The organism is Micromonospora sp. A202 (assembly GCF_006715105.1).
Lineage (GTDB): Bacteria > Actinomycetota > Actinomycetes > Mycobacteriales > Micromonosporaceae > Micromonospora > Micromonospora zamorensis.
The window spans coordinates 1-24,369 of sequence record NZ_VFMP01000001.1 but is presented as its reverse complement, the minus strand read 5'-3'; the positions used below and the strand labels follow the sequence as shown (position 1 = coordinate 24,369).

General features: G+C 71.7%; 21 protein-coding genes. 7 read left to right on the top strand and 14 right to left on the bottom strand.

The genetic code is table 11. The features are described 5' to 3' along the window. Window positions 1-10 precede the first annotated feature (10 nt). Together FBZ33_RS00105 and FBZ33_RS00100 are read right to left on the bottom strand one after the other, a co-directional pair. Window positions 11-565, bottom strand: a complete 555-nt coding sequence (locus FBZ33_RS00105) for a two-component system response regulator (RefSeq protein ID WP_099849829.1) — start codon at window positions 563-565, stop codon at window positions 11-13. Further along, a complete protein-coding gene (locus tag FBZ33_RS00100; protein WP_141907564.1) occupies window positions 562-4,929 on the bottom strand; it encodes a HAMP domain-containing protein in 4,368 nt (1,455 codons plus the stop codon). The genes FBZ33_RS00105 and FBZ33_RS00100 overlap by 4 nt, the downstream gene beginning before the upstream one ends. A 341-nt stretch (window positions 4,930-5,270) precedes the next feature. On the opposite strand from FBZ33_RS00100, the gene FBZ33_RS00095 reads away from it, so the two are divergent. Together FBZ33_RS00095 and FBZ33_RS00090 are read left to right on the top strand one after the other, a co-directional pair. Next, window positions 5,271-7,346: a SpoIIE family protein phosphatase gene (locus FBZ33_RS00095; RefSeq protein ID WP_141907563.1), complete on the top strand. Its 2,076-nt coding sequence runs from the start codon at window positions 5,271-5,273 to the stop codon at window positions 7,344-7,346. A 50-nt stretch (window positions 7,347-7,396) separates the two neighbouring features. After that, window positions 7,397-7,801 carry a hypothetical protein gene (locus tag FBZ33_RS00090; RefSeq protein WP_141907562.1) on the top strand — a complete coding sequence of 135 codons (405 nt, stop codon included), beginning with the start codon at window positions 7,397-7,399 and terminating at the stop codon, window positions 7,799-7,801. Between the two features lie 16 nt (window positions 7,802-7,817). Here the strand turns inward: FBZ33_RS00090 and FBZ33_RS00085 are convergent, their stop codons facing one another. Then, complete coding sequence (locus FBZ33_RS00085) at window positions 7,818-9,176, bottom strand: FAD-binding oxidoreductase (protein ID WP_099849824.1); 1,359 nt, start codon at window positions 9,174-9,176, stop codon at window positions 7,818-7,820. A gap of 96 nt (window positions 9,177-9,272) precedes the next feature. Between FBZ33_RS00085 and FBZ33_RS00080 the strand changes: the two genes are divergently transcribed. Together FBZ33_RS00080 and FBZ33_RS00075 are read left to right on the top strand one after the other, a co-directional pair. Then, the gene (locus FBZ33_RS00080; RefSeq protein ID WP_141907561.1) at window positions 9,273-11,369 is read left to right on the top strand and encodes a S9 family peptidase; all 2,097 of its coding nucleotides are present in this window, start codon (window positions 9,273-9,275) and stop codon (window positions 11,367-11,369) included. A gap of 153 nt (window positions 11,370-11,522) precedes the next feature. Then, complete coding sequence (locus FBZ33_RS00075) at window positions 11,523-11,708, top strand: hypothetical protein (RefSeq protein ID WP_088951065.1); 186 nt, start codon at window positions 11,523-11,525, stop codon at window positions 11,706-11,708. Window positions 11,709-11,729: 21 nt separating this feature from the next. Here the strand turns inward: FBZ33_RS00075 and FBZ33_RS00070 are convergent, their stop codons facing one another. The 4 genes from FBZ33_RS00070 to FBZ33_RS00055 all read right to left on the bottom strand — a co-directional run bounded on the left by FBZ33_RS00070 (window position 11,730) and on the right by FBZ33_RS00055 (window position 15,274). Further along, entirely contained in the window at window positions 11,730-13,253 is a 1,524-nt protein-coding gene (locus FBZ33_RS00070) for an FtsX-like permease family protein (protein ID WP_141907560.1), read from the bottom strand. After that, window positions 13,250-13,951 (bottom strand): ABC transporter ATP-binding protein, encoded by a 702-nt coding sequence (locus FBZ33_RS00065; protein WP_141907559.1) that lies wholly within the window; start codon window positions 13,949-13,951, stop codon window positions 13,250-13,252. Before FBZ33_RS00065 ends, FBZ33_RS00070 begins: the two co-directional genes overlap by 4 nt. Further along, window positions 13,948-14,484 carry a PadR family transcriptional regulator gene (locus FBZ33_RS00060; protein ID WP_141907558.1) on the bottom strand — a complete coding sequence of 179 codons (537 nt, stop codon included), beginning with the start codon at window positions 14,482-14,484 and terminating at the stop codon, window positions 13,948-13,950. The genes FBZ33_RS00065 and FBZ33_RS00060 overlap by 4 nt, the downstream gene beginning before the upstream one ends. 199 nt (window positions 14,485-14,683) lie before the next feature. Further along, window positions 14,684-15,274, bottom strand: a complete 591-nt coding sequence (locus FBZ33_RS00055) for a TIGR03086 family metal-binding protein (protein WP_088951061.1) — start codon at window positions 15,272-15,274, stop codon at window positions 14,684-14,686. A 31-nt stretch (window positions 15,275-15,305) separates the two neighbouring features. On the opposite strand from FBZ33_RS00055, the gene FBZ33_RS00050 reads away from it, so the two are divergent. Beyond that, window positions 15,306-16,103 (top strand): AraC family transcriptional regulator, encoded by a 798-nt coding sequence (locus FBZ33_RS00050; protein ID WP_141907557.1) that lies wholly within the window; start codon window positions 15,306-15,308, stop codon window positions 16,101-16,103. A 12-nt stretch (window positions 16,104-16,115) separates the two neighbouring features. Here FBZ33_RS00050 and FBZ33_RS00045 read toward each other — a convergent pair whose 3' ends face one another. The 6 genes from FBZ33_RS00045 to FBZ33_RS00020 are packed head-to-tail and all read right to left on the bottom strand — an operon-like array spanning window position 16,116 to window position 21,713. Next, window positions 16,116-17,654, bottom strand: a complete 1,539-nt coding sequence (locus FBZ33_RS00045; protein WP_141907556.1) for a SpoIIE family protein phosphatase — start codon at window positions 17,652-17,654, stop codon at window positions 16,116-16,118. Window positions 17,655-17,658: 4 nt separating this feature from the next. Then, window positions 17,659-19,020, bottom strand: coding sequence for a sensor histidine kinase (locus FBZ33_RS00040; RefSeq protein WP_141907555.1), 1,362 nt, complete (start codon window positions 19,018-19,020; stop codon window positions 17,659-17,661). Next, window positions 19,017-20,039 carry a SpoIIE family protein phosphatase gene (locus tag FBZ33_RS00035; protein ID WP_370452932.1) on the bottom strand — a complete coding sequence of 341 codons (1,023 nt, stop codon included), beginning with the start codon at window positions 20,037-20,039 and terminating at the stop codon, window positions 19,017-19,019. Before FBZ33_RS00035 ends, FBZ33_RS00040 begins: the two co-directional genes overlap by 4 nt. Then, complete coding sequence (locus tag FBZ33_RS00030; RefSeq protein ID WP_099849810.1) at window positions 20,027-20,446, bottom strand: anti-sigma regulatory factor; 420 nt, start codon at window positions 20,444-20,446, stop codon at window positions 20,027-20,029. Before FBZ33_RS00030 ends, FBZ33_RS00035 begins: the two co-directional genes overlap by 13 nt. After that, on the bottom strand, window positions 20,443-20,853 hold the full coding sequence (locus FBZ33_RS00025) for an STAS domain-containing protein (RefSeq protein ID WP_088951056.1): 411 nt from the start codon (window positions 20,851-20,853) through the stop codon (window positions 20,443-20,445). Before FBZ33_RS00025 ends, FBZ33_RS00030 begins: the two co-directional genes overlap by 4 nt. After that, entirely contained in the window at window positions 20,853-21,713 is an 861-nt protein-coding gene (locus tag FBZ33_RS00020; RefSeq protein ID WP_141907554.1) for an STAS domain-containing protein, read from the bottom strand. Before FBZ33_RS00020 ends, FBZ33_RS00025 begins: the two co-directional genes overlap by 1 nt. A 163-nt stretch (window positions 21,714-21,876) precedes the next feature. On the opposite strand from FBZ33_RS00020, the gene FBZ33_RS00015 reads away from it, so the two are divergent. Further along, a complete protein-coding gene (locus tag FBZ33_RS00015; protein WP_088951054.1) occupies window positions 21,877-22,233 on the top strand; it encodes an STAS domain-containing protein in 357 nt (118 codons plus the stop codon). Window positions 22,234-22,244: 11 nt separating this feature from the next. On the opposite strand, the gene FBZ33_RS00010 is transcribed toward FBZ33_RS00015, so the two are convergent. Then, on the bottom strand, window positions 22,245-23,525 hold the full coding sequence (locus tag FBZ33_RS00010; protein ID WP_370452931.1) for an MFS transporter: 1,281 nt from the start codon (window positions 23,523-23,525) through the stop codon (window positions 22,245-22,247). Between the two features lie 134 nt (window positions 23,526-23,659). Between FBZ33_RS00010 and FBZ33_RS00005 the strand changes: the two genes are divergently transcribed. Further along, window positions 23,660-24,340 carry a FadR/GntR family transcriptional regulator gene (locus FBZ33_RS00005; RefSeq protein ID WP_141907553.1) on the top strand — a complete coding sequence of 227 codons (681 nt, stop codon included), beginning with the start codon at window positions 23,660-23,662 and terminating at the stop codon, window positions 24,338-24,340. Window positions 24,341-24,369: the final 29 nt, after the last annotated feature.

Genomic DNA, 24,369 nt, shown 5'->3' with positions numbered 1-24,369 from the left:
CCCCGCCGCGTCAGGCGGTGTTGCCCCAGCGGGCCTGCTCCAACATGCTCACCGCCCGGTCACGGGCCTCCCCGTCGTCGGACCGCAGCAGGGTGGTCGCCTCGTCGACCGCGTCGGTGAGCCTGCGCCACTGCGTGTCGCGCTCCCGAACCAGGTCGGACTGGGCGGCCAGCTGCCGGGTCTTCACCCACAGCTCGACGAAGACCGACACCTTGGCGCGCAGCACCCACGGGTCGAACGGCTTCGTCAGGTAGTCCACCGCGCCCACCTGGTAGCCCCGGAGAGCGAGCTGGGCATCCCGGTCAGCGGCCGTCAGGAAGATGATCGGCACGTGCCTGGTCCGCTCACGGCGCTTGATGTGGCTCGCCGTCTCGAAGCCGTCCATGTCCGGCATCTGCGCGTCCAGCAGGATCACCGCGAAGTCGTCCACCAACAGCTGCTTGAGGGCCGCCTCACCGCTCTCCACCGCCACGGACTGGACCGGCAGGCCCTGGAGGATCGCCTCCAGGGCCGTCAGATTCTGCCGCCGGTCGTCCACGAGCAGCGCCTTGGCCATCTGGGTCACGAAGTCTCCTCGGTCCGGCTGCCGTTGATCCAGGACGACATCAGCTCGATCAGGTCGTCCAGGTCGACCGGCTTGGTGATGTAGTCGCTGCCCCCGGCAGCGAGCGCCGACTCCCGGTCACCCGGCATCGCCTTCGCGGTCAGGAACACCACCGGCAGGTCGGCGAAGCGATGGTTGCGGCGGATCTGGCGGGTCGTCTCGTAACCGTCCTGGTCGGGCATCATGGCGTCCATCAGCACGATGTCCACCTCCGGATGCTCGGCCAGCAGACGGACACCGTCCGCTCCGTTGTCCGAGTACAGCACGGTCATCCCGTGCAGTTCCAACGCGCTGGTCAAGGCGAAGACGTTGCGGACGTCGTCATCCACGATCAGCACGGTGGCGCCGTCAAGTTGGCGGGTGACCGGTGCCTCCGGCCGCTCCGACAACAGCTCCAGCGGCGGCATCAGCAGCGACGACGGCAGACCGGCGCGCTGCGGAGACGGAGCCTGGGGCGCGACCACCGCGTCCGGAGCCAGCACCTGCGGCACGAACAGGGTGAACGTCGAACCCTGACCGGGCGCGGACGACACGGTGATGGTGCCGCCGATCAGGCGGGCCAGGTCGCGACTGATCGACAGGCCCAGGCCGGTGCCGCCGTAGCGGCGGCTGGTCGTGCCGTCCGCCTGCTGGAACGCCTCGAAGATGATCGACAACTTGTCGTCGGAGATGCCGATCCCGGTGTCGATCACGGTGAACGCGATGACCTGCTGGGCGTTGGTCAGCGCCGGCACGTCGAAGACCGCGTTCTCCGCCGCCGGGGCGATCCGCAGCGTCACCGCACCGTTGTCGGTGAACTTCACCGCGTTGGAGAGCAGGTTGCGCAGGATCTGCTGCAACCGCTGCGCGTCGGTCACCAACGCCGGCGGCAGATCCTTGCTGACGCGTACCTGGAAGTCCAGGTTCTTCTCCTCGGCCTGCGGCGCGAACGCCTGCTCGACGTAGCCACGCAGCTCGGCGAAGCGGATCTCGGTCGGCTCGACGTCCATCCGGCCCGCCTCGATCTTGGACAGGTCGAGGATGTCGTCGATCAGGCGCAGCAGGTCCGAGCCGGACCCGTGGATGGTCCGGGCGAACTCGATCTGCTTCGGGCTGAGGTTCTGCTCCGAGTTCTCCGCCAGCAGGCGGGCCAACAGCAGCAACGAGTTCAGCGGCGTACGCAGCTCATGGCTCATGTTGGCCAGGAACTCGGACTTGTAGGCCGAGGCGCGGGTCAACTGCTGCGCCTTCTCCTCCAGGCCCAGCCGGGCCAGCTCGATCTCCCGGTTCTTCGTCTCGATGTTGCCCTTCTGCTCGGAGAGCAGAGTGGCCTTCTCCTCCAGCTCGGCGTTGGTGCGCTGCAACTCCGCCGACTGTTCCTGCATCTCGTGCGCCAGCCGCTGCGACTGGGCCAGCAGCTCCTCCGTACGCCGGTTGGCCTGGATGGTGTTCACCGCGATGCCGATGGTGAGCACCAGCCGCTCCAGGAACGCGAGGTGCAGGTCGGAGAAGGCCGACACGCTGGCGAACTCGATCACGCCGAGCAGCTCGCCCTCGAAGAGCACGGGGAGCACCACCAGGTCGGACGGGGGCGTTTCGGCCAGACCCGAACGCAGGGTGAGCCGGCTGTTCGGGGAGGCGCTGACCCGGATCGTGCGGCGGGACAGCGCGGTCTGCCCGACCAGCCCCTCGCCCGGCCCGAAGGTCACGTCGTTGCCCCGTGCCACGTACCCGTACGAGGAGGTGAGCCGCAGTCGCATGCTGCCGTCGGTGTCGTCGGCCAGGAAGAAGGCTCCGAGCTGGGCTTCGACCAGCGGGGTCACCTCCGTCATGATCATGCGGCAGACCTCGCCGAGGTCGCGCTGGCCCTGCAAGAGGCCGCCGATGCGGGCCAGGTTGGAGTCCAACCAGCCCTGCTCGGCGTTCTTCTTGGTCGTCTCCCGGAGGGTGACGATCATCTGGTTGATGTTGTCCTTCAGCTCGGCGACCTCGCCCTGCGCCTTGACGGCGATCCGCTGGGTCAGGTCACCCCGGGTCACCGACGTGGACACCTGGGCGATGGCCCGCAACTGCGTGGTCAGCGTCGAGGCGAGCTGGTTGACGTTTTCGGTGAGGTCCCGCCAGGTGCCGGAAACACCCTTCACCTGCGCCTGACCGCCCAGCTTGCCCTCGATGCCGACCTCACGGGCGACCCGGGTCACCTCGTCGGCGAACGACGACAGCTGGTCGACCATCGTGTTGACAGTCGACTTGAGTTCCAGGATCTCGCCCTGGGCGTCCACGGTGATCTTCTGCGACAGGTCGCCCTTTGCCACGGCGGTGGTCACCGAGGCGATGTTGCGGACCTGGCTGGTCAGGTTCGAGGCCATCGAGTTCACGTTGTCGGTCAGGTCCCGCCAGGTGCCACTGACACCCTTGACCTGCGCCTGACCGCCGAGCTTGCCCTCGGTGCCCACCTCGCGGGCGACCCGGGTCACCTCGTCGGCGAACGACGACAGCTGGTCGACCATCGTGTTGACAGTCGACTTCAGCTCCAGGATCTCGCCCCGCGCGTCCACCGTGATCTTCTGCGACAGGTCACCCTTCGCCACCGCCGTGGAGACCTGGGCGATGTTGCGGACCTGGGCGGTCAGGTTCGACGCCATCGAGTTCACGTTGTCGGTCAGGTCCCGCCAGGTGCCGGCGACGCCACGCACCTGGGCCTGGCCGCCGAGCTTGCCCTCGGTGCCCACCTCACGGGCCACCCGGGTCACCTCGTCGGCGAACGACGACAACTGGTCGACCATCGTGTTGACGGTCGACTTCAGCTCCAGGATCTCGCCCCGCGCGTCCACGGTGATCTTCTGCGACAGGTCACCCTTCGCCACGGCGGTGGTCACCGAGGCGATGTTGCGGACCTGGCTGGTCAGGTTCGACGCCATCGAGTTCACGTTGTCCGTGAGGTCGCGCCACGTGCCACTGACGCCCTTCACCTGCGCCTGACCACCCAGGTTGCCCTCGGTGCCCACCTCACGGGCCACCCGGGTCACCTCGTCAGCGAACGACGACAACTGGTCGACCATCGTGTTGACGGTGTTCTTCAGCTCCAGGATCTCGCCCTGGGCGTCGACAGTGATCTTCTGCGACAGGTCGCCCTTCGCCACGGCGGTGGAGACCTGGGAGATGTTGCGGACCTGGCTGGTCAGGTTGCCGGCGAGCTGGTTGACGTTCTCGGTGAGGTCCCGCCAGGTGCCGGAGACGCCCCGCACCTGGGCCTGACCGCCCAGCTTGCCCTCGATGCCCACCTCACGGGCCACCCGGGTCACCTCGTCGGCGAACGACGACAACTGGTCCACCATCGTGTTGACGGTGTCCTTCAGCTCCAGGATCTCGCCCTGCGCCGCCACCGTGATCTTCTGCGACAGGTCACCGCGCGCCACCGCCGTCGACACCTGGGCGATGTTGCGGACCTGGGCGGTCAGGTTCGACGCCATCGAGTTGACGCTGTCGGTCAGGTCCTTCCACGTGCCGGCCACGTTCGGCACCTCGGCCTGGCCGCCCAGCTTGCCCTCGGTGCCCACCTCGCGGGCCACCCGGGTCACCTGCTCGGCGAAGAGCCGCAGCGTGTCGGTGAGGTAGTTCATCGTGGCCGCCAACTCGGCGACCTCACCGCGCGCGCCCACCGTGATCTTCTGCGACAGGTCGCCCTTGGCCACCGCCGTCGCCACCTGCGAGATCGACCGCACCTGGCCGGTGAGGTTCGACGCCATGGTGTTCACCGAGTCGGTGAGGTCCTTCCAGGTGCCGGCGACGCCCCGAACGTCGGCCTGGCCCCCCAACTTGCCCTCGGTGCCGACCTCACGGGCCACCCGGGTCACCTCGTTCGAGAACGAGGACAACTGGTCGACCATCGTGTTCACGGTGCGCCCGATGCGCAGGTACTCACCGCGCAGCGGCCGGCCGTCGATCTCCAACGCCATGTGCTGGGACAGGTCGCCGTCCGCGACCGCCACGATGACCCGGGCGATCTCGGTGGTCGGTCGGCCCAGATCGTCGATCAGCGAGTTGATCGCCCGCTGCCCCTCCGCCCAGGAGCCGTCCAGCCCCTCGTCGTCCAGCCGCTCGGTGAGCCGGCCGTCGCGACCGACGATCCGGCTGATCCGCCGCAGGTCCAGATGATGACGCTCCTGGAGCGAGACCACCTCGTTGAAGGCGTCCGCCACCTCACCCGCCTTGCCGGCGCGGCGGGGAAGCCGGACCTTCAGGTCGCCGCGACCGATCCGTCGCAGTGCCTCGGTCAACTCACCGAGGAGCGCCTCGTGGTCGGGCGCGGACGGATCCGCCACCGACTGCTTCGCCGTGGTCATCATTCCTCGCTCAACTCGGGGGGCGCCGGTCCGTGCGGACACACCGGCACCCCATATTGTGCCCGCGCGAGCCGTAGTGCCAGGGTGCGCGACCCGCCAGGTGGCCCGGATCGCCATCCGGACCGGCTCGACGGAGGCCGATCCGGCACAGCCCGCCGCAGACCTCGCAGCGGTGCCGAACCCGCCCGACCGACGCATACCAACGAAGGGTGCGCTGGCCGGAAGGGGCCCCTGCTCTACTGGAAGCGTTGATACGGTGCGTGCGCTTCCTCCGCCAGGGAGAGAGGCGCGACAAGGTGATCAGCTTGGCACCCGGCAGGGGGACGGTGGAGGATACGGGGGTGTCAGCCAAGGCGGGGCCCGCGACGGCCGGGGCCCGGGACGGGGCGGTCCGGCGTGTCCGCCTGCCCGCAGACCGTCGTACGCCGGCCGCCGCCCGCGCCGTGGTCCGCTCGGTGTTGACCGAGTCACACCTCGACGAGCTGGCCAACGAGGCCCTGCTGCTCACCACCGAGCTGACCACCAACGCCGTGGAGCACGCGCGCACCGAGTTGGACATCGAGGTCGTCGCCGACGAGATCGGGCTGACCGTCACCGTCTCCGACTTCGCGCCCGGCTCCGGTGACGAGCTGACCGTCGGTGCCCGCAACGACTCCACCGAGATCAACGAGGTCTCCGAGCGGGGCCGGGGCCTGCTGCTGGTCGACCACTTCGCCAGCCGCTGGGGCACGACGTACCTGCCCACCGGGAAGGGCGTCTGGTTCCGCCTGGACCGTCCCGGCACCGAGCCGCCGGCCGAGGGCACCGCGGCCGGCGGGTCGACCCCGGCCAGCGCCGGGCCTGCCACCAGCGCGGACGGGTCCACGCCGAGCGCCAGCGCGATGAGCGAACTCATGCAGACCGCCCCCGACCTGTACGCGGACGATCCGCTGCCCGACTTCGCCACCAACCTGCTCAGCCGCGTCGCCGAGATGGTGGGCGCGGCCGGGGGCTCGATCCGCCTCGACCGGGGCGACGGGCAGGGCCGTCAGGTGTTGGCCCGCTTCGGTCGGCCGCCCCGCCCCGGCAGCGACCTGCTCCGGGTGCCGTTGACGGTGCACCGCCCGTACGCCGGGGAGCTGGAGCTGGACGCGGCGCCGTCGGCGTACGCCCGGCCGTTGGCGGTGCTGACCGCCGAGCGGCTGTCGCTGCACCTGGAGAACGACCGGCTGCGCAGGACCGACATCCGCCGGCAGGTGTGGCTGACGTTCCTGGCCGAGGCCAGTGAGCTGCTCGCCCAGTCGCTGGATGTCGACCTGACCATGGCGCTGGTGCCGCAGTTGGTGGTGCCGCGGCTCGGCCAGTGGTGCGCGGTGCACACCACCGACGAGTGGGGCCGACTGCGGCTGGCAGCGGCCAGCCACGCCGACGAGTCGATGCTTCCGCAACTGCACAAGGTGCTGGCGGAGACCGGGCCGGACTCGATCCAGGCTCGCCTGCGCGAGGCGTCCCGCAGCGCGGCACAGATCCCCCTGGGCGGCCCGATGGAGGGTTTTGCGGTGCCGCTGATCGCCCGCGGGCAGCGGCTCGGCACCCTGGCGGTGGGGCGGCACCAGCGACACCGGCACGACCCGGACGAGGTCGCCGTGTTGGAGGACGTGGCCCGCCGGGCCGCGCTGGCGATCGAGAACGCCCGGATCCACGCCGAGCGCCGCCGCGTGGCGCAGACGCTTCAGCAGTCCCTGTTGCCACCGGTGCTGCCGCTGGTGGACGGGATCGGCTTCGCGGCCGAGTACGTCCCGACCGGCGACGACGCCGAGGTGGGCGGCGACTTCTACGACGTGGTGCCGCTGCCCGACGGGCGTTGGCTGGTGGTGATCGGCGACGTCTCGGGCAAGGGTGTCCAGGCCGCTGCGGTGACCGGGCTGGTCCGGGACGTGATCCGGGTCCTCGTCGGCGACGGCAAGCCGCTGCCGGAGGCGTTGGCGCGGCTCAACGAGACGCTGGTCGAGCGGGGTGGCGGCCGGTACTGCACGTTGGCGCTGGCGGCGGTCGGCCCGGGCGAGGGCGACCAGCTGGACGTGTCGCTGCACCTGGCCGGACATGACCGGCCGGTGCTGCTGGCCGGTACGGGCGGCGCGGGGTTCGTCGGCACCGGCGGCACCGCACTCGGCCTGCTCGACACGATCACCTCGCCGACCGCGAAGATCGCGCTCGCGCCGGGCGACTCGCTGATCTTCTACACCGATGGCGTCACCGAGCGCCGGCGGGGCCGGGAGCTGTTCGGCACCGACCGCCTGCGGGACGCCGCCGCGCCCCTGGCCGGATATTCAGCCGATGTGGTGGCCGCCCGACTGCGCTCCGCCGCGATCAACTTCTCGGTCGAGCCACCCCGGGACGACATCGCCATCCTGGTGCTTCGCAACGACGCGACCTGACCGCCGTCTGCGGCAGCCGGATTCCGGGGCCGCTCGGTAGATTGACGCTCATGTCGACTGTCGTGCAGGCCACGCCGTACTCCCGGCCGGCGGTCCGGGCCCTGGTCGCCGCGCAACTGGCGACCGTCGGCGGATTCCTGGCCGTGCTGCTGTCCTACCTGGTTCGGATGGCGACCGCTGGCGTCGGCCCGGCCGAGATGCTGACCGGCGCGTACGACCCGAAGGACATGCTGTTCTTCTGGCTGCACGCCCCGGTTGCGGTGCTCTATCTGGTCGGAGCGGTGCTCGGGCCGCCGCTGGCGCTCGTCGCGGTGGCAGTTGTCGCCAGGGAGCGCGAGGCCCTGCCCCGGGCGACCCGAGCGTTGCTGTTGACCGGGGCGGTTGGCACTCTGCTGGTGCTGGTGGCCCGCTTCACCCCACCGCTGCTGGACATGCACCGCTGGTGGATGGACTGACCGACCCGGGCGGGGCTCACAGACCGCCGGGGAGGCGCCCTGGGGCGAGGCGGTGTTCCGGATCGAGGTGCTCCTTGGCGGCCCGCAGTTGGGCCAGGCCGGCCAGCTCGCCCCACAGGTCGACGGACCTCCGGACAGCCGTCGGCGCGGAGACCACCACGCAACGACCCTGCCGGGCCAACAACACCCCTCGGACGGCGGCCAGGATGGACGCCACCCGATCGGGGGCCATCGCGCCGGGCAGTGCCGCGTGCACCACGCCCAGCCCGGCGGACCCACGCACCGGCACCGGTGCGCCGGCCGCGTCACGCAGCGCGTAGACGGCGGCGTGCAGGTCACCGATCGGCACCTCCAGGCGCAGCGCCGTGTCGCCGGGCGCGAACGGGTAGCGACGCCACCACGTCGGCGCGGAGTGGGCGATCGTTGCCTCCCCGTGCAGCAGGCCGACCAGGCGCTCGGCGCGTTCGGTGACGTCGGCGGGGCCGCCCTCCAACAGCACCACCAGGCTGCCCGCCCGGGACGGCGCACCGGCCCGGCCGGACATCGACGGGTGGCGCTCCCGGGCGGTGGCCGCCGGGTGACCGGGCGGGTACGGGGTGCGCGGCCGTGGTGTGCCTCCGGGCAGGTCCAGCTCGATGGCCGACGGCTCCAGCCGGGCGGCGAGGATCGTCCGGACCAGGTCGTGCACCTCCAGCGGTGTCCACACCGGGCGGGACACCCAGAGTCGGCTGGCTGGCAACGGCTGCACCCGCAGGGTCGCCGAGACCAGCACACCGAGCGCGCCCTGGGAGCCGCAGAGCAGCCGGGCCAGGTCGAGCCCGGGCGCGCCACCCCCGGCGCTCACCAGCTCACCGTCGGCGGCGAGGTAGCGGACACCGAGCAGTTGGTCGCACGGGCTGCCGTGACGGTGGCGCAGCGGGCCGGCCTCGCCCGCGGCGAGCACCCCACCGAGAGTCGCGCCGGGTGAAGGGGCATCCATCGCCAGTCGCTGCCCGGTGCGCTCCAGCGTGGCCTGCACCGCCCGCAGTGGGGTGCCGGCGCCCACCTCGGCCACCATCGCGCCGACCGGCTCGTGGCCGATGCCGGCCAGCCGGCCGGTGTCGAGCATGATGTCGACCTGAACCGGCGTGGCACCCCAGTCGATCTTCGTGCCGGCGCCTCTGGGCACGACCGCCAGGTCGTGCGCGGCAGCCAGCCGCAGCACCTCGGCAGCGGCGTGCGGGCCGCCCGGCACCGCCACCCACCGCGCCGGCCGCCCCGCCACCTCGTCGGCCGGCCCACCCGGCCGGGAGAACGGCGGGCCACAGATCGCCGCCAACCGCCGGGTGATTTCGAGGGCTCCGGACCGGCCGAGGGAACTCGCTGCTGCCGCCATGGCGCTCATCGTACATGTGTTCGAAAGCCGTGGTAGGGGCTATCGGGATGCCGCTGGTCCGGCGTACAGCGGGTGCCGGCCGGTAACGTGGCCGCCGTGACCACCGAGACTGCCCCGCCCGCGGCGAAGCGGGTGCCCAGCGAGCGCACCCACCACGGCGACACCGTCGTCGACGAGTACGCCTGGCTCGCCGCCAAGGACGACCCGGAGACGATCGCCTACCTGACCGCCGAGAACGCGTACACCGACACGCGTACGGCGCACCTGGCCGAGCTGCGCACGACGCTGTTCGAGGAGACCCGCCAGCGCACCAGGGAGACCGACCTGTCCGTGCCGACCCGCAAGGGTGGGCACTGGTACTACACCCGGACTGTCGAGGGCCAGCAGTATGGGGTGCACTGCCGCCGCGCGGTCCGCGACGGGGAGGTCGAGCCGCCGGTCAGCGCCGACGGCGCCCGGCTCGACGGCGAGGAGGTGCTGCTCGACGGCAACCTCCTGGCCGAGGGGCACGACTTCTTCTCGCTGGGCGCGTTCGACGTCAGCCCGGACGGTCGCTGGCTGGCCTACTCCACCGACTTCTCCGGGGACGAGCGGTTCACCCTGCGCGTGAAGGACCTGACCACCGGCGAGTTGCTGCCCGACGAGGTGCCCGACACCTTCTACGGCACCGCCTGGTCGACCGACGCCTCTGTGTTGTTCTACGTGACAGTGGATGACGCCTGGCGGCCGAACCGGGTCTGGCGGCACACCGTCGGCTCGGCCGCTGCCGACGACGTGGTGGTCCACCAGGAGGACGACGAGCGGTTCTGGGTCGGCGTGGAGCTGACCCGGTCGGAGAAGTTCATCCTGATCGACATCCACAGCAAGGTGACCAGCGAGGTCCTGGTCATCCCCGCCGGCAACCCGACCGGCGCCCCGGCCGTGATCGCACCCCGCCGCCAGGGCGTCGAATACGCTGTGGAGCACCACGGCCACCGTTTCCTGATCCTGCACAACGACGGTGCGGAGGACTTCGCGCTCGCGTTCACCTCCGCGGACGCGCCGGGCGACTGGGTGCCGGTCATCGAGCACACCCCCGGCACCCGGCTGGAGGCCGTGGACGCCTTCGCCAACCACCTGGTCGTGTCGCTGCGCACCGACGGGCTCACCGGGCTGCGGGTGTTGCCGGTGGGCAGCGACGACTCGTACGACATCGACTTCCCCGAGCCGCTGTACAGCGTCGGTCTGGACGCCAACCCGGAATACCGCACCGGGCAGGTCCGCCTGCGGTACTCGTCGCTGGTCACCCCCGACTCGGTGTACGACTACGACCTGGTCACCCGGCAGATGGTGCTGCGCAAGCAGAAGCCGGTGCTGCCCGGGCCGGACGGGCGGCCGTACGACCCGGCCGAGTACGAGCAGCACCGTGACTGGGCACTCGCCGACGACGGCACCCGGGTGCCGATCTCGCTGGTCTGCCGCGTGGGCACACCCCGGGACGGATCGGCACCGTGCGAGCTGTACGGCTACGGCTCGTACGAGGCCAGCATGGACCCGTGGTTCTCGGTGGCCCGACTGTCCCTGCTGGACCGGGGCGTGGTCTTCGCCGTGGCGCACACCCGGGGCGGCGGTGAGCTGGGTCGGCGCTGGTACGACCAGGGCAAGATGCTGGCCAAGAAGAACACCTTCACCGACTTCGTCGCCTGCGCCCGGCATCTGGTCAAGGCCGGCTGGACCGCCAGCGACCGGCTGGTCGCGCGGGGCGCCTCGGCCGGCGGCCTGCTGATGGGCGCGGTCGCCAACCTCGCGCCGGACGCCTTCACCGGGATCGTCGCGCAGGTGCCGTTCGTGGACGCGCTCACCTCGATCCTCGACCCGTCGTTGCCGCTGACCGTCACCGAGTGGGAGGAGTGGGGCAACCCACTGGAGGACCCCGAGGTGTACGCGTACATGAAGTCCTACACGCCGTACGAGAACGTGACCGCTGTGGACTACCCGGCGATCCTCGCGGTGACCAGCCTCAACGACACCCGGGTGCTCTACTCGGAGCCGGCGAAGTGGATCGCCCGGCTGCGGGCGGTCGCCCCGGGCGGCGACTACCTGCTCAAGACCGAGATGGGTGCAGGGCACGGCGGTCCGAGCGGTCGCTACGACGCGTGGCGCGAGGAGGCGTTCATCAACGCCTGGATCCTGGACCGGATCGGCCGCGCCTGACCCGTCGGGTCGGCATGATCGCGCTCGATGGTGGGAGTGGTCCCCTCGGCGGCTCGGGGAGGCCGCCACTTCCACGATCGGGCGCGATCATGAGTGGGCCGCGCGGTCCGGCGTTCCCGGTCCCGGGCCGATGTCGGGGCCTAGACTTCCGGGGTGACCGGGACCACGGATGGTGACGGCGGGGCCGCCGAGGACGTGCGCCGGCCGAGCGTCGCGGCGGTGGCGCGGGATCGCCGGGTCTGGTTGATCCTCGCGGTGGTCGCCGGCCTCCTGGTCTGCTGCTGCTCGGCGGTGGTCGGCACGCTGGTGGCACTCTCCTCCGGGCTGCTCACCGCCTGACCGGGCTGCACGCGCGGTGGCTCAGGTCATGCGCAGCTCGTCCAGGGCCGTGCTGGCGCGCAGGAAGAGCAGGCCGACACCGACCGTCACCAGCACTGCCGCCAGAGCGCCGGCACCGAGCCAGGCCAGGTGCTCCAGGGGTACGGCAACGGCTCGCTGGATCTCGGGGGTGTACACGATCCGGGTGTACTGCTCGCGGGTGGCCGGGTCGTCACAGAGCGCCGCCGTGGCGTCGCAGATCTCCGTCGACGAGACGCCCGTCGACACCTCCCCGAAGAGCCCTCGGCCGAGCAACGTGCCCACGGTGAGCGCGAGCAGGATCGCCGGCACCGCCGGGGCCAGCGCCTGCCAGGCCACCGAACGGCTCAGCGTCGCTCGGGGCACCCCGGTGGCGACCAACGCCGCGTAGGCGCGTCGGCGGGCGACGATCCCCTCGACCAGCGCGACGATCAGCCCACCCGCCGCGATCAGGACGGCCACCGCGACCGCGGCATCGACCAGATCCATGGTGGACAGATAGAAGGGGTCAGCGCCGGCGTCCACCCCGACGAGCCGGTTCTGCTCCCGGTCGAGCTGGTCCTCGGTGGCGAAGTAGGCGCGCTGAGCGGCCGCACCCCCGCCGAAGATCAGGGCGGCGAGCAGCGCCGCGAACGTGCGGCTGCCCGCCCACGGGTCCGCCATCAGCCGGCCCGCCGCGAGCAGCGCTGCAGGTCGGCGGGCATGCCGCCGCAACAACCGCCCACAGTGGTACGAGATCCAGCCGGTGCCGATCACCACCCCGATCATCGCCGCGAGCGCACCCACCGCGAACAGCAGCGGCACCAGCCAGCCGAGCAGCTCATCCCTGCCCTTGAGCTGGTCGGTGGCCGGACGGACCGCGAGGAACGAGGCCAGACCCAGCCCGATCAGGAGCCCGGCCCACGGGCCCGGACCGCGCTCGCGGGCGGCCTTGCGGCTCACCCCGAGCGGGCTCATGGTGACCGTACGCAGCATCAGGGCGGTGGCCAGTGCCGCGACGACCGGCAGGCCGAGCACCACCGCGGCCACCGCTGCGGGCGACGGCAGCACATCGGTCGGCAGGGCCAGTCGACCTTGCGCGTCCGGTCGGTGCAGCACCTCGCGGCCGACCAGGTAGGCACCCAGCCCGACCAACGTGCCGAGCAGAGCGGCCATGCCGGTCTCCAGCACGGCCAACCGGGTGACCTGGCCGGGGGTGGCGCCAGCGAGCCGGATCGCCGCCAGCCGGCGATCCCGTGCGGGCGCGCCGAGCCGCGCGCACTGGCCGGCCAGCGCCAGCACCGGAATCATCAGCATGAGCAGCGCGAACGCCGTCCCACCGCGCAACCCGGGCTCACGCAGCAACGCGTTCCGGTACTGCTCGGACTCCACCCAGGCGTCGCCTGCGGGTTTCTCGATGGCCAACACGGTGAGCGCCGCGAGCCCCGCCAGGGTCGCCAGCAGTGCGCTGAGGGCGGTGAGCACCACCCGGGCGGTGTCGGTGCGGCTGCCGGCGAGCGCGAGCCGGACCAGCGTCGCCGGTCTCACCGGGCGCCACCGGCCAGCGGCACGTCGAGCCCCAGGCCCGTGTGGTCCACCAGGCCGTCGCGCAACACGATCTCCCGATCGGCGTACGCGGCGATCCGCGGCTCGTGGGTGATCAGCACGACGGCGGTGCGCTGCTCACGGGCGAGCCGGACCAGATGGGTCAGCACCTGCTCGCCCGCGAGCGTGTCCAGCGAACCGGTCGGCTCGTCGGCGAAGAGCACCCGCGGCTCGGTCACCAACGCCCGCGCGGTGGCGCACCGCTGCTGCTGACCACCGGACATCTCACCCGGCCGGAGGTCGGCCACCTCCCCCACACCGAACCGGTCCAGCCAGGTGAGCGCCGCCGTCCGTGCCTCTCGCCGCCCCGTGCCGGCGAGGAGCAGTGGCAGTGCGACGTTCTCCGCCGCGGTCAACTCGGCGACCAGTTGGCCGAACTGGAACAGCACCCCGAACTCGGTGCGTCGCAACCGGGATCTGGCCGCCTCCGACCAGGTGTCGATGCGCTGCCCCCGCCAGGTGACCTCGCCGGCGTCCGGCCGGAGGATCCCGGCCAGACAGTGCAGCAGGGTCGACTTGCCGCAGCCGCTCGGGCCGGTGACGGCGACGATCTCACCCTCGGCCACGTCGAGTGTCACGCCGCGCAGCGCGGGTGTCGGGCCGTACGCCCGAACCACGCCGCGAGCCTGGAGTTGCGTCACGGATGCACCTCCCGGTGCCAGTCGGCGACCCGGCCCAGAGTGGCGTGCAGCCACCGCAGGTCCGCGTCGAGGTGGGCGATCGCGAAGTCGGCCGCGACCACGTCGCTGAGGGTGGCGGCCGGGTCGGCCTTGACCGCGGTCAGCTCACGCAGCCGTGCGGTGTGCGCGGCGCGCTGGGCGATCAGGTAGGACCGGGCCCGGTCGACGTCGGCGACCAGGAGCGCCACCACGACCTTGGCGAAGAGTGTGCTGGCCACGTACGGCATGGGTGGTTCCACAGTGGTCAGCCACTGGTCGAGCGCGGCCCGCCCCTGGTCGGTCAGCGCGTACGCCGTGCGATCCGGCCCGGCCGCGCGGTCCTGCCCGGCGGTGACCACCAGGCCGTCCCGTTCCAGGCGGCCAAGGGTGGCGTAGACCTGCCCGAAGGCCAGCGGTCGAGCCCTGGGCAGCCGCTCGTCGTGCGCACGCTTCAGCTCATAGCCGTGCCGGCTGCCAGCAGCCAACAACCCGAGCAGAACATGCGACGTGGACACGCCCGCAACTATTCACCGAGCGAATACCCAAGTCAACAACCCACCCCGTCCCCGCACCGCGTGCCCACCCCACCCCACCCCACCTCGTTGATCAAGAGGTTTGCGTCACCAGAGCCTCGAAATCTGACGCGAACCTCTTGATCACCGAGAGCGGAGGGTGCGGGCACGCGGTGCGGGGTGGGGTGGGGTGGGCGGTTGGTTAGGGGGTTTGGGGCCAGGTGGGGGTGCGGCCGGTCTGGGTCAGGAGGTGGGCCAGGTCGGGCGTCGGGGCCAGGTCGGGGGTGGGGGTCGGGGTGGGCAGTGGGTCGGCGAAGACGCCCATCTTGCGGGCGGTGGGGCCCAACTGCTCGACCAACCCGTGCAGCTCGGCGACTGCCTCCGGGGCCGGCTGGTAGGGCTGGCCGGTGGCGACGGCGAGGTCCCAGCCGTGCACGGTCAGGTCCAGCAGGGCCATGCCGCCGATGACGGTCTGCGGCATGCCCATGCCCGGTGACACACCCTCCAGGGTGGACGGGTCCGACCAGGCGGCGACCAGGCGACCCGTCTCCGCCTCGAACCGGTCCCGCCAGCCGTCGCCCAGGTGGTCGGGCTTCTCGGCCCACTCCACCGGCCGCTTCACTGCCAACTCCTGAAAGTTGACCACCACCTCGAAGAGGTGGTTGAGCAGATCACGGACCACGTAGTCGCGGCACGGGGTGGGCAGATCGAACTGGTCATCGGCGATGCCACGCACCACGTCGACGGTTCGCGGCGCGGCAGCCGCCAGCAGGTCGCTAGTCTGAGTGGTCATAGGGCCAGCGTATGAGGGTGGTCTTGAATAAATGCGACAGCGACCGCGTGGCGACAGCCGGGGGATTCTCGACCCCGGACGGATGCTGCGCGAGGTGCGCTTCCGCCGGCACCTGCCGGCGGAGCCGCTACGCGGGTGGGTCGAGCACTACTGGTTGATCGACTGGGAGTTGAGCACACCCTTCGAGCAGCGGGTAGTGCCGCACCCGGCGGTCAACGTGGTGTTCCGGCGGGACGGCGACGGGCCCGAGTCCGGCGAGGTGGCCGGGGTGGGCCGCGACCTGTTCCGGATCACGCTCACCGGCACCGGCCGGGTGGGCGGGGTGCAGTTCCGTCCCGGTGGCTTCCACGCGTTCTGGCGCCAGCCGATCAGCGAGCTGACCGGCCGCCGGGTGCCACTTCCCACGGGCCGGCTGGCACGCCCCGGCTTCCCGGTGTGCGCGGCAGCCGACGACGAGCGTTGCCGCGCCCTCGACGCCCTGCTCACCGCGTGGGACCCAACGCCGGACCCGATGGCCGACGAGGCCATCCGGCTGGCCGAGGCGATCCGCACCGACCGGACGGTGCTGCGGGTCGACGACTTCGCGGCACGGCACGACCTTCCGGTCCGCCGGTTGCAGCGACTCTTCCTGGAGTACGTGGGGGTCGGGCCGAAGTGGGTGATCCGCCGCTACCGGCTCCAGGAGGCCGTCGAGCAGGCCGCCGGTGGCCCACTGAAATGGGCGGCCCTCGCCGCCGACCTCGGTTACAGCGACCAGGCCCACCTGGTTCGCGACTTCACCGCAGTGGCCGGGGTGTCACCCGCCGCGTACGCCCGCTCGGTGCACTGAGGCCGCACCGGCTCAGCGGCGGCGCAGGACGACCACGGCGACGTCGTCCTGGATCTCCGGTGGGGCCAACTCCACCAGCAGCCGGGCGCAGAAGCGGTCCAGGTCGTCGTCGACGGTGGCGCAGACACCGGCGAGCGCTGCCAGCCCCTCGTCGATGGTCGCGTCCCGCCGCTCGATCAGCCCGTCGGTGTAGAACACCAGCGTGGCCCCGGCCGGCACCACGAACTCCAGATCGTCCGGGCGAGGTGCGCGTACGCCGAGCAGCGGCGCGGAGTGCTGCACGAACTCGACCTTGCCGTCCATGCTGAGCACCGGCGGAAGATGCCCGGCGCTGGCCAGCCGGACCCGCCCGGTCGGTGGGTGCAGCAGCAGCACGCAGAGTGTGGCGATCTCGTTGGGCAGCAGGGTCCGCATCAGCTCGTTGACCCGGTGCAGGATCTCTCCGGGCTGGTGCCCCTCGACCGCGTACGCCCGCACGGCGTGCCGCAGCTCGGCCATCACGGTCGCCGCGTGCAAAGAGTGGCCGGCCACGTCTCCGATCGCCAGCAGCAGGTGCCCGTCGAGCATCACCAGTTCGTAGAAGTCACCGCCCACCTCGGTCTGTGCGCTGGCCGGCTCGTAGCGCACCGCGAGGTCCAGTCCGGCGACGGTGGGCAGCCCGCGCGGGAGCAGGCTGCGTTGGAGGGTGACCGCGATCCGGTGCTCCTCGTCAAACGAGCGCTGCCCCTCCACGGCCGCCGCCACCGCCTGAGCGAGCTGCTTGAGCACCGGGGTCCGAGCGGTCTGGGTGGCGGTCGGGACCACCACGTACAGCGGGGCTCGGTCCTCGCGCAGCCGGGCGGCGGCGACTGTCACCGTGTCGTCCGTCGACCACTCGACCAGCGCCCAACTCTGCGGGGTCTGCACCCGCACCGTGGCGCCGGTCGGCACCCCGGTGTCGTCGACGACCCACGGCACCACCGTGGCCGCCGCGCCGGGGCCGGCACAGATCCCCGCGATGCAGTCACCGTCGAAGGTCTCGGCGATCACCGCCGCCGGGCTCTTGAAGATCTGCGCGGCGCCCTCGGCGGCGGCCTCCAGCAGACGCGCGAAGGTTGGTGCGGCGTGCACCGCAACTGTCGTGTCGGCCAGCCCGAGCAGCCGCTCGGCGAGCAGCTCGGCGCGCTGCCGGGCCTGGTAGTAGCGCAGGACCGCCCGCGTGGTGGCGATCAGCTCTTCCGGCTCGATCGGCTCGGTCAGGTACGCGTCGGCACCCCGGGTCAGCCCCTGGGCACGGTCGGCCACGTCCACGGCGTGCGCCGACACGTGGATCACCGGCATCGCCGGATGCCGGATCTTGATCTGTTCGCAGACCTCGAACCCGCTCAGGTCCGGCAATCGGACGTCGAGGACGACCAGGTCGATCCGGTCCACCTCGACCCGAGCCAGCGCCTCGGCGCCGTTCTCGGCCTCGAGCACTGTGAACCCGGCCCGGGTCAGCCAGCTGACCAGCAGGTAACGCTTGGTACGACTGTCGTCGACGACCAGGATGGTTGCCGGCATGCCGTCCATGCTGTCACGCCCCGCCGGTGGGCAGGGAGACGGTGAATGTGCTGCCCCGGCCCGGCTCGCTGGTCAGCTCCAGCGACCCGCCGAGCAGTGTCACCAACCGCCGGGCGTACGGCAGGCCGAGGCCGGTGCCGCCGACCCGGGTGGCGCCCGGCACCTGGTAGAACTCCTCGAAGATCCGGTCGTGCAGCTCGGCAGCGATGCCGGGCCCGGTGTCGGTGACCTCGAAGTTCCACCGGTCGCCGTGCTGGCGGGCCCGCAGCCGCACCTCACCGCGCTGGGTGAACTTCAACCCGTTGTGCAGCAGGTTGCGCAGCACCTGGCCGAGCAGCACCTCGTCGGTGCGCAGCAGAGTCGGCGCGGTCGGCTCCTCTACCACCAGCGCGACCTCCGGGCGGGTGGCCAGCGCGCGCATCGTGCCGCGCAGTTGACCGAGAACCGACCGCAGGTCGACGTCCGTCAGGTCCGGTTCGATCCGGCCGGACTCCGCCTTGGCCAGGTCCAGCAACTCGTTGACCAGATTGAGCAGATCCGCCGCCGACGAGCGGATCAGGTCGATCTGGCGGCCCTGCTCGTCGGTGAGCGGGTCGGATGCGGAGTCGGTGAGCAGCCGCCCCAACCCGATGATCGCGGTGACCGGGGCGCGCAGTTCATGGCTCACATTGGCGAGGAACCGGCTCTTCGACTCGCTCGCCGCCCGGAGCTGGGCCGACTTCTCGTCCAGCTCGGCGTAGAGGGCGACGACACCGCGGTTGGTCTCCTCCAACTCCTCGGTGAGCTGGTTGTAGAGCGCCAGCACACCCCGGTTGGTCTCGGCCAGCTCCTCGTTGAGCACGGCCAGCTCGTCGCGCTGGCTGCGCACCTCGTCGAGGGCGGCGATGAGCTGCCCGTTCTGCACTGTCAACTCGTCCAGCGCGCTGGCCGGCGCGGTACGACCGAGTTCGGCGCGGAACTCGGCGAGCCGCTCCGGGGTCGGCGTCGGCGCGCTGGCCGGAACTCGTCGGGACATCCTCACGACCGTAACCCCACCGACGGTCGACACGCTCAACGTGTCGACCAGTCGGGACACCGCGCCGGACTGCGGCTGGTAGCGGCCGTCCGGGAGCGGAGTCACCGGGGCCAGGTCGGCGCGCAGGTGGAACCGGCCGTCGATGCCCGCATCGATGTGGAAGGAGATGTCCGCGCCGCCGGTCGTCCGCAACAGGTCCCGGGCGACCTCGCTGAGCGCGGTGGCGATCCGAACCTGGTCCTGGTGTTCCAGACCGACCACGGCCGCCACCTCGCGGCCCCGCTGGCGGATCACGAAGATGTCCTGCTCGACCCGCAGCGCCATCTGCAACAGCGGCAGCGCGGCCGGCTCGCCGGTCATGTCCAGGACCTCGCGACCAGTACGCAGGCGTCGTCACGTCGCACACCCGCGTCGCGCAGGAGGGTCGCCGCCATGACCAGCGGGGATCGCTCCGCCAGCCCCGGGTAGTCGGCCAACCGCCAACGGTCGACCACCCCGTCGCTGTGCATCACCAGCCGGGCGCCCGGCGCGAGTGGGTAGTCGTACTCCCGGATCGTCGGCCGCTGGTGACCGGCGATGCCGGGCAGCGACACCAGCCCTCGCCGGTGACCGTCGCCCTCGACGACGGCGCCGGCGATGTTGCCGAGGCCGGCGTAGTGCAGCACACCGGCAGCCGGTGCCAGCTCGGCGACCGCGAGCGCCGCGCCACGGGTGTGCGACATGCTCCGGTGCAGGTGACCGACCACCACCGCCGGTGGGCCGGCCGGGGCGTCCCGGAACGCGGCCAGTGCCGCCTCGGTGGCGGCAGCGGCCAGCGGGCCGTGCCCCAGCCCGTCGCTGACCAGCACCTGGTGCCGTCCGTCGGCGATCCGGACGGCGTACCCGTCGCCGCTGACCGTCTCACCGGTCAGCGGTCGGGTGAGGGCGCCGGCCCAGGACGGCCGGGCCGGCTCCGCCGGCCAGACCTGCACGGCGAGGACGGTGCCCTTGCCGGGCAGCGAATATCCGTCGAACCAGCTGGCCTGCCGCACGATGGCACCCAGGCCGATGCCGAGGGTGCCGGTGGTGGAGTGCCCGTCCTGGGACGAGACGGTCAGGTCGGCCATGCCGGGCCCGGAGTCGATGGCGATCAGTTCCACACCGGCCTGCCCGGCGCGGCGCACCGGCCGGAGCAGCAGCACTCCCTCGTCGGCGTGCTTGACCAGGTTGCTGGTCAGCTCGGCGGCGACGATGGCCAGGTCGGCGATGCGCGCCGCACCCATTTCGACCTGCGCACCGAGGCGTTCGGCGGCGCGCCGGACGGCGCTCGCCGCGCTGCTGGCCTCCACCCGGAACCAGATGCCACTGTCGGTAACCGCCTCGGCGTTCACCGGGACCACTTGGTGACCGTGATCCGCGTGCCGGTTTCCGGAGAGGTCTCGATCTCGAACTCGTCGACCAGCCGGCGGGACCCGCTCAGCCCGAGGCCGAGCCCTCCGCCGCTGGTGTAGCCGTCGGTCATGGCCAGATTCAGGTCGGCGATGCCCGGCCCGGAGTCGGCGAAGACGATCCGGACGCCCTTGCGTCGGCCGTTGTCCACGGTCGTCACCTCGACCGAGCCGCCACCGCCGTACACCAGGGTGTTGCGGGCCAACTCGCTCGCCGCGGTGACCACCTTGGTCTGGTCGACGAGGGACAGCTTGACGGCCACCGCAACGGCGCGAACCAACTGCCGGACGCGCACCACGTCCTCATCGCTCTGGATCACCTGCGCCTGCGGGTGGCCCAGGTCGATGTCCGCGGTCACGTCGTAGCCGTCTCGGCGTCCGGATCGTCGTCGAGCTGGTCATCGAGCTCGTCGGCGTGGGCAGCCGCGATCAGTTCCATGCCGCGCTCGACGTTCAGCGCGGTACGGATGCCGTTCAGCGACAGCCCCAGTTCGACAAGGGTGATGGCGACGGCTGGGCGCATCCCGACCACCACCGTCTCCGCGTCGAGCACCTTGGAGATCGAGGCGATGGTGGAGAGCATGCGCCCGACGAAGGAGTCGACGATGTCCAGCGCGGTGATGTCGATGATGACGCCGTGGCAGCCGGTGTCCACGATCCGCTCGGCGAGATCCTCCTGGAGCTGGACGGCCGTCTGGTCGGACATGTCCAGTTGGATCGAGACGAGCAGGATGTCGCCGATCTTGAGGATCGGAACGCGCTCCATCAGACGCCCCGACGCGGCTGGCGACGGGCGGTTTCCACCCCGCTGAGCCGCAGCACGTGACGCAGCGCGTCGGCGAGGCTCGCCTTGGTGGCGATGTCGCCGAACTCGATGCCGAGCGCGACGATGGTCTGCGCGATCTGCGGGCGGATGCCGGAGATGATGCAGTCGGCACCCATCAGCCGGGCGGCCACCACGGTCTTCAGGATGTGCTGGGCGACCTGGGTGTCCACCGCCGGGACGCCGGTGATGTCGATGATCGCGTACGGGGAGCCGGTGTCGACCAGGGTCTGGAGCAGCCGCTCCATCACCACCTGGGCCCGGGCCGAGTCCAGGGTGCCGACCAGCGGGACGGCGACCACGCCTTCCCAGAGCTTGACCACCGGCGTGGAGAGCTCGAGCAGCTGCTCGGCCTGGTCGGCGATCAGGCTCTCCCGGGTGCGGACGAAGCTCTCGAAGGTGAACAGGCCCATCTCGTCGACCAGCTTGGAGAAGGCGACGAAGTCGTGCAGCGCGGTGGGTCCGCCGGCCTCCTGCACCAGCTCGGCCAGCACGTCCTTGAGCGCGAAGATGCTGATCGTGGTCTCGGTGGCCGAGAAGCCCTGCCGGGCCCGACCACGGGACAGCTCGGAGAGCGCGGCCCGCAACTCGGCCGCGTTTTCGCTGGCCAGATCGATTCCACCCTGCTGACCGGTGGCGACGACAGCACGGTGCAGGTCCTCGACCTGACGGCGCAACTCGGCCTGGCTCAGCCGGCCCCGCAACGAACTGGTGACGATCTCGGTCCACCGAGTCGTGACCCGTTCGCCCTGCCCGCTGAGTAGCGCAGCGAGCCGACCACTTTCTTCGGTGCTCAACGCCATTTCGAACCCCCTTGACCTGGACCGGGCGGACTCTATCACCGGGGCCTGATCAACTACTTGCCCCGTAGCAACGGAATGACGACGGCCACCGGATCCTGCCTCCCGTTCTGCGTACGACCCCGGTCGTGGGATACCGTTCCCCCGATAACAGGAGGTCTGGCGAATGTCCTTGACGGTGCACACGGAACAGCGCGGCGACGTGGTCGTCGTGTCGGTGGCGGGCGAGCTGGACATGGCCACCGCACCGCAGCTTCAGGACCAGATCACCGACCTGCTCGACAAGGGCCGTAGCCGGCTGGTGTTCGACCTGGCGGACGTCTCGTTCTGCGACTCGACCGGGTTGTCGGTCTTCGTCCGCGCCAAGAACAGCTGCGACGAGGCTGGCGGCGTGGTCCGGCTGGCCGCACCACAGCGCGGGGTGCTGCGCATCCTCGAGGTGAGCGGGCTGGTCGAGGTGCTGCACACCTACCCCACGGTGGATGAGGCAGTCGCCGGCGAACCGACGCCGGCTTCCTCCTGACCGTTGCGGTTTCACTCGTCCTCGACGTAGCGGGGACGAGCGATCGCCATGCCCGCCATGGTCTGCACGGCGAGGGCGCCCAGCAGGAACCCGATCGGCGCGGTCCAGCCCCCGGTCACCTCGTAGAGGATGCCGACCATCAGCGGGCCGAGAGCGGCGATCACGTACCCGGTGCTCTGCGCGAACGCGGAGAGCGCGACGGTGCCCTCGGCGGTGCGGGCACGTAGACCGATGGCGGTCAGGATCATCGGGAACGCGCCCTGCCCGATCGCCAGCAGGGCGACCCAGAGCAGCGCGGCGCGGTTCGGTGCGAGGGCCAGACCCAGGTAGGCCAGCGTCGACGCGGTGGTCAGCCCGAGCACCAGCGGGCGGAGGCTCCCCAGCCGGCCGGCCAGGGTGGGCATCACCAGCGCGATCGGCACGCCGAGCGCGGTCACCCCGGCGAGCAGGAGCCCGGCCGACTCCGGCTGGTAGCCGGCGTCGCGGAACAACTGGGCCAGCCAGCCCATGATCGCGTACCCGCTGAGCGACTGCGCCCCGAAGTAGACGGCCATCGCCCAGCCGAGCCGGGTGCGCGCCGGCCGAACCCGCACCGGCGCTGCGGCGACCGCCGTCGGGGTCGCCCGCCGCGCGCCCGCCCGGGTCCGCAGCGCCAGCGGCACCCACGGGAGTACGGCCACCGCAGCCATCGCGGCCCAGACGCCGAGCCCGGCCCGCCACGACCCGAAGGCGTGCGCGATCGGCACCGCGGAGGCGGCGGCCACCGTCGTGCCCACTGTCAACGCCATCGTGTACGCGCCGGTGACCAGGCCGGTGCGGTGCGGGAAGTGCTGCTTGACGAGCATCGGCAGCAGGATGTTGGCGACCGCGATGCCGGACAGCGCGAGCGCGCTGGTGAGCACGAACACCAAGGTCGAGTCGGTGATGACCCGGAGCACCTGACCGACGGCGAGGGCGAGCATGGCGACCACCAGCACCCGGGCCGGCGCCACCCGGCGGACCAGCCACGGGGTGAGCGCGCCGAGGCCGGCGAACGCGATGGTCGGCAGGGTGGTGACCAGACCGGCGGTGGCGCCGGAAAGGCCCAGCCCGTCGCGGACCTCGTCGAGCAGCGCGCCGAGGCTCGTCACCACGGCCCGCAGGTTGAGCGCGACCAGCAGCATCCCGACCAGCACGAGCGCGCCACCGGTCGCCGGGTGCGTCCGTCGACCCGTGCCCGGGTCCCGCGTCGGGCGGGGGTCGACGGCGACGGGGGCGGGCGGCGCCGGAGCGGCGGTTGGTGGCGGGGTCATGGCCTCTAACCTACAATCATGGGATGAATTTGGGACCGGTGATGTAACCAGTGCCACCGTCGGTTGATTTCCCCTCCGCCCCGCCGGTGCCGCCTCGCGGCCAGCCCGCCGTGCCGCCCCACGGCCAGCCCGCCGTGCCGCCCCACGGCCAGCCCGCCGTGCCGCCTCGCGGCCACCGCGTCCGGCAGACGACCGAGCAGCTCCGCGCCCGGATCCTGGGCGGTGAGTGGCCGGTCGGCGGGCGCATCCCCACCGAGCCGCAGCTCGTCGCCGCGCTGGGCGTGGGGCGCAACACGGTCCGCGAGGCGGTCCGAGCCCTGGTGCACGCCGGGGTGCTGGAGTGCCGGCAGGGATCCGGCACGTACGTGGTGTCCACCGACGAACTGGCACCCGTGGTGGCCCGCCGCCTCGGCGACGACCGGATGACCGAGGTCATCGAGGTGCGCCGGGCCTTCGAGGTGGAGGCCGCCCGGCTCGCCGCGTTGAGGCGTACACCGGAGGACCTGGCGACGCTCGACGGCGCGCTCGCCGAGCGCGAGGCCGCCTGGCACGGTGGCCGGGTCGACGCGTTCGTCGAGGCCGACGCGGCGCTGCACACGGCGGTGGTCGCCGCCGCGCACAACGCCATGCTCGCCGAGCTGTACGCCTCGGTCGGCACCGCCCTGCGCAGCACGGTCGCCGAGGCGATGGGAGGCGCGCTCACCCCCGAGCGCTATGTCGACCACACCCGACTGGTCGAGGCGATCCGGGCCGGCGATCCCGGCCGGGCCGCGCTCGAAGCCGGCGCTTTTCTGGAACCCGCCGAACGGGCATAGGTTGTGCCGGACAGAAAAGCGGACACTTC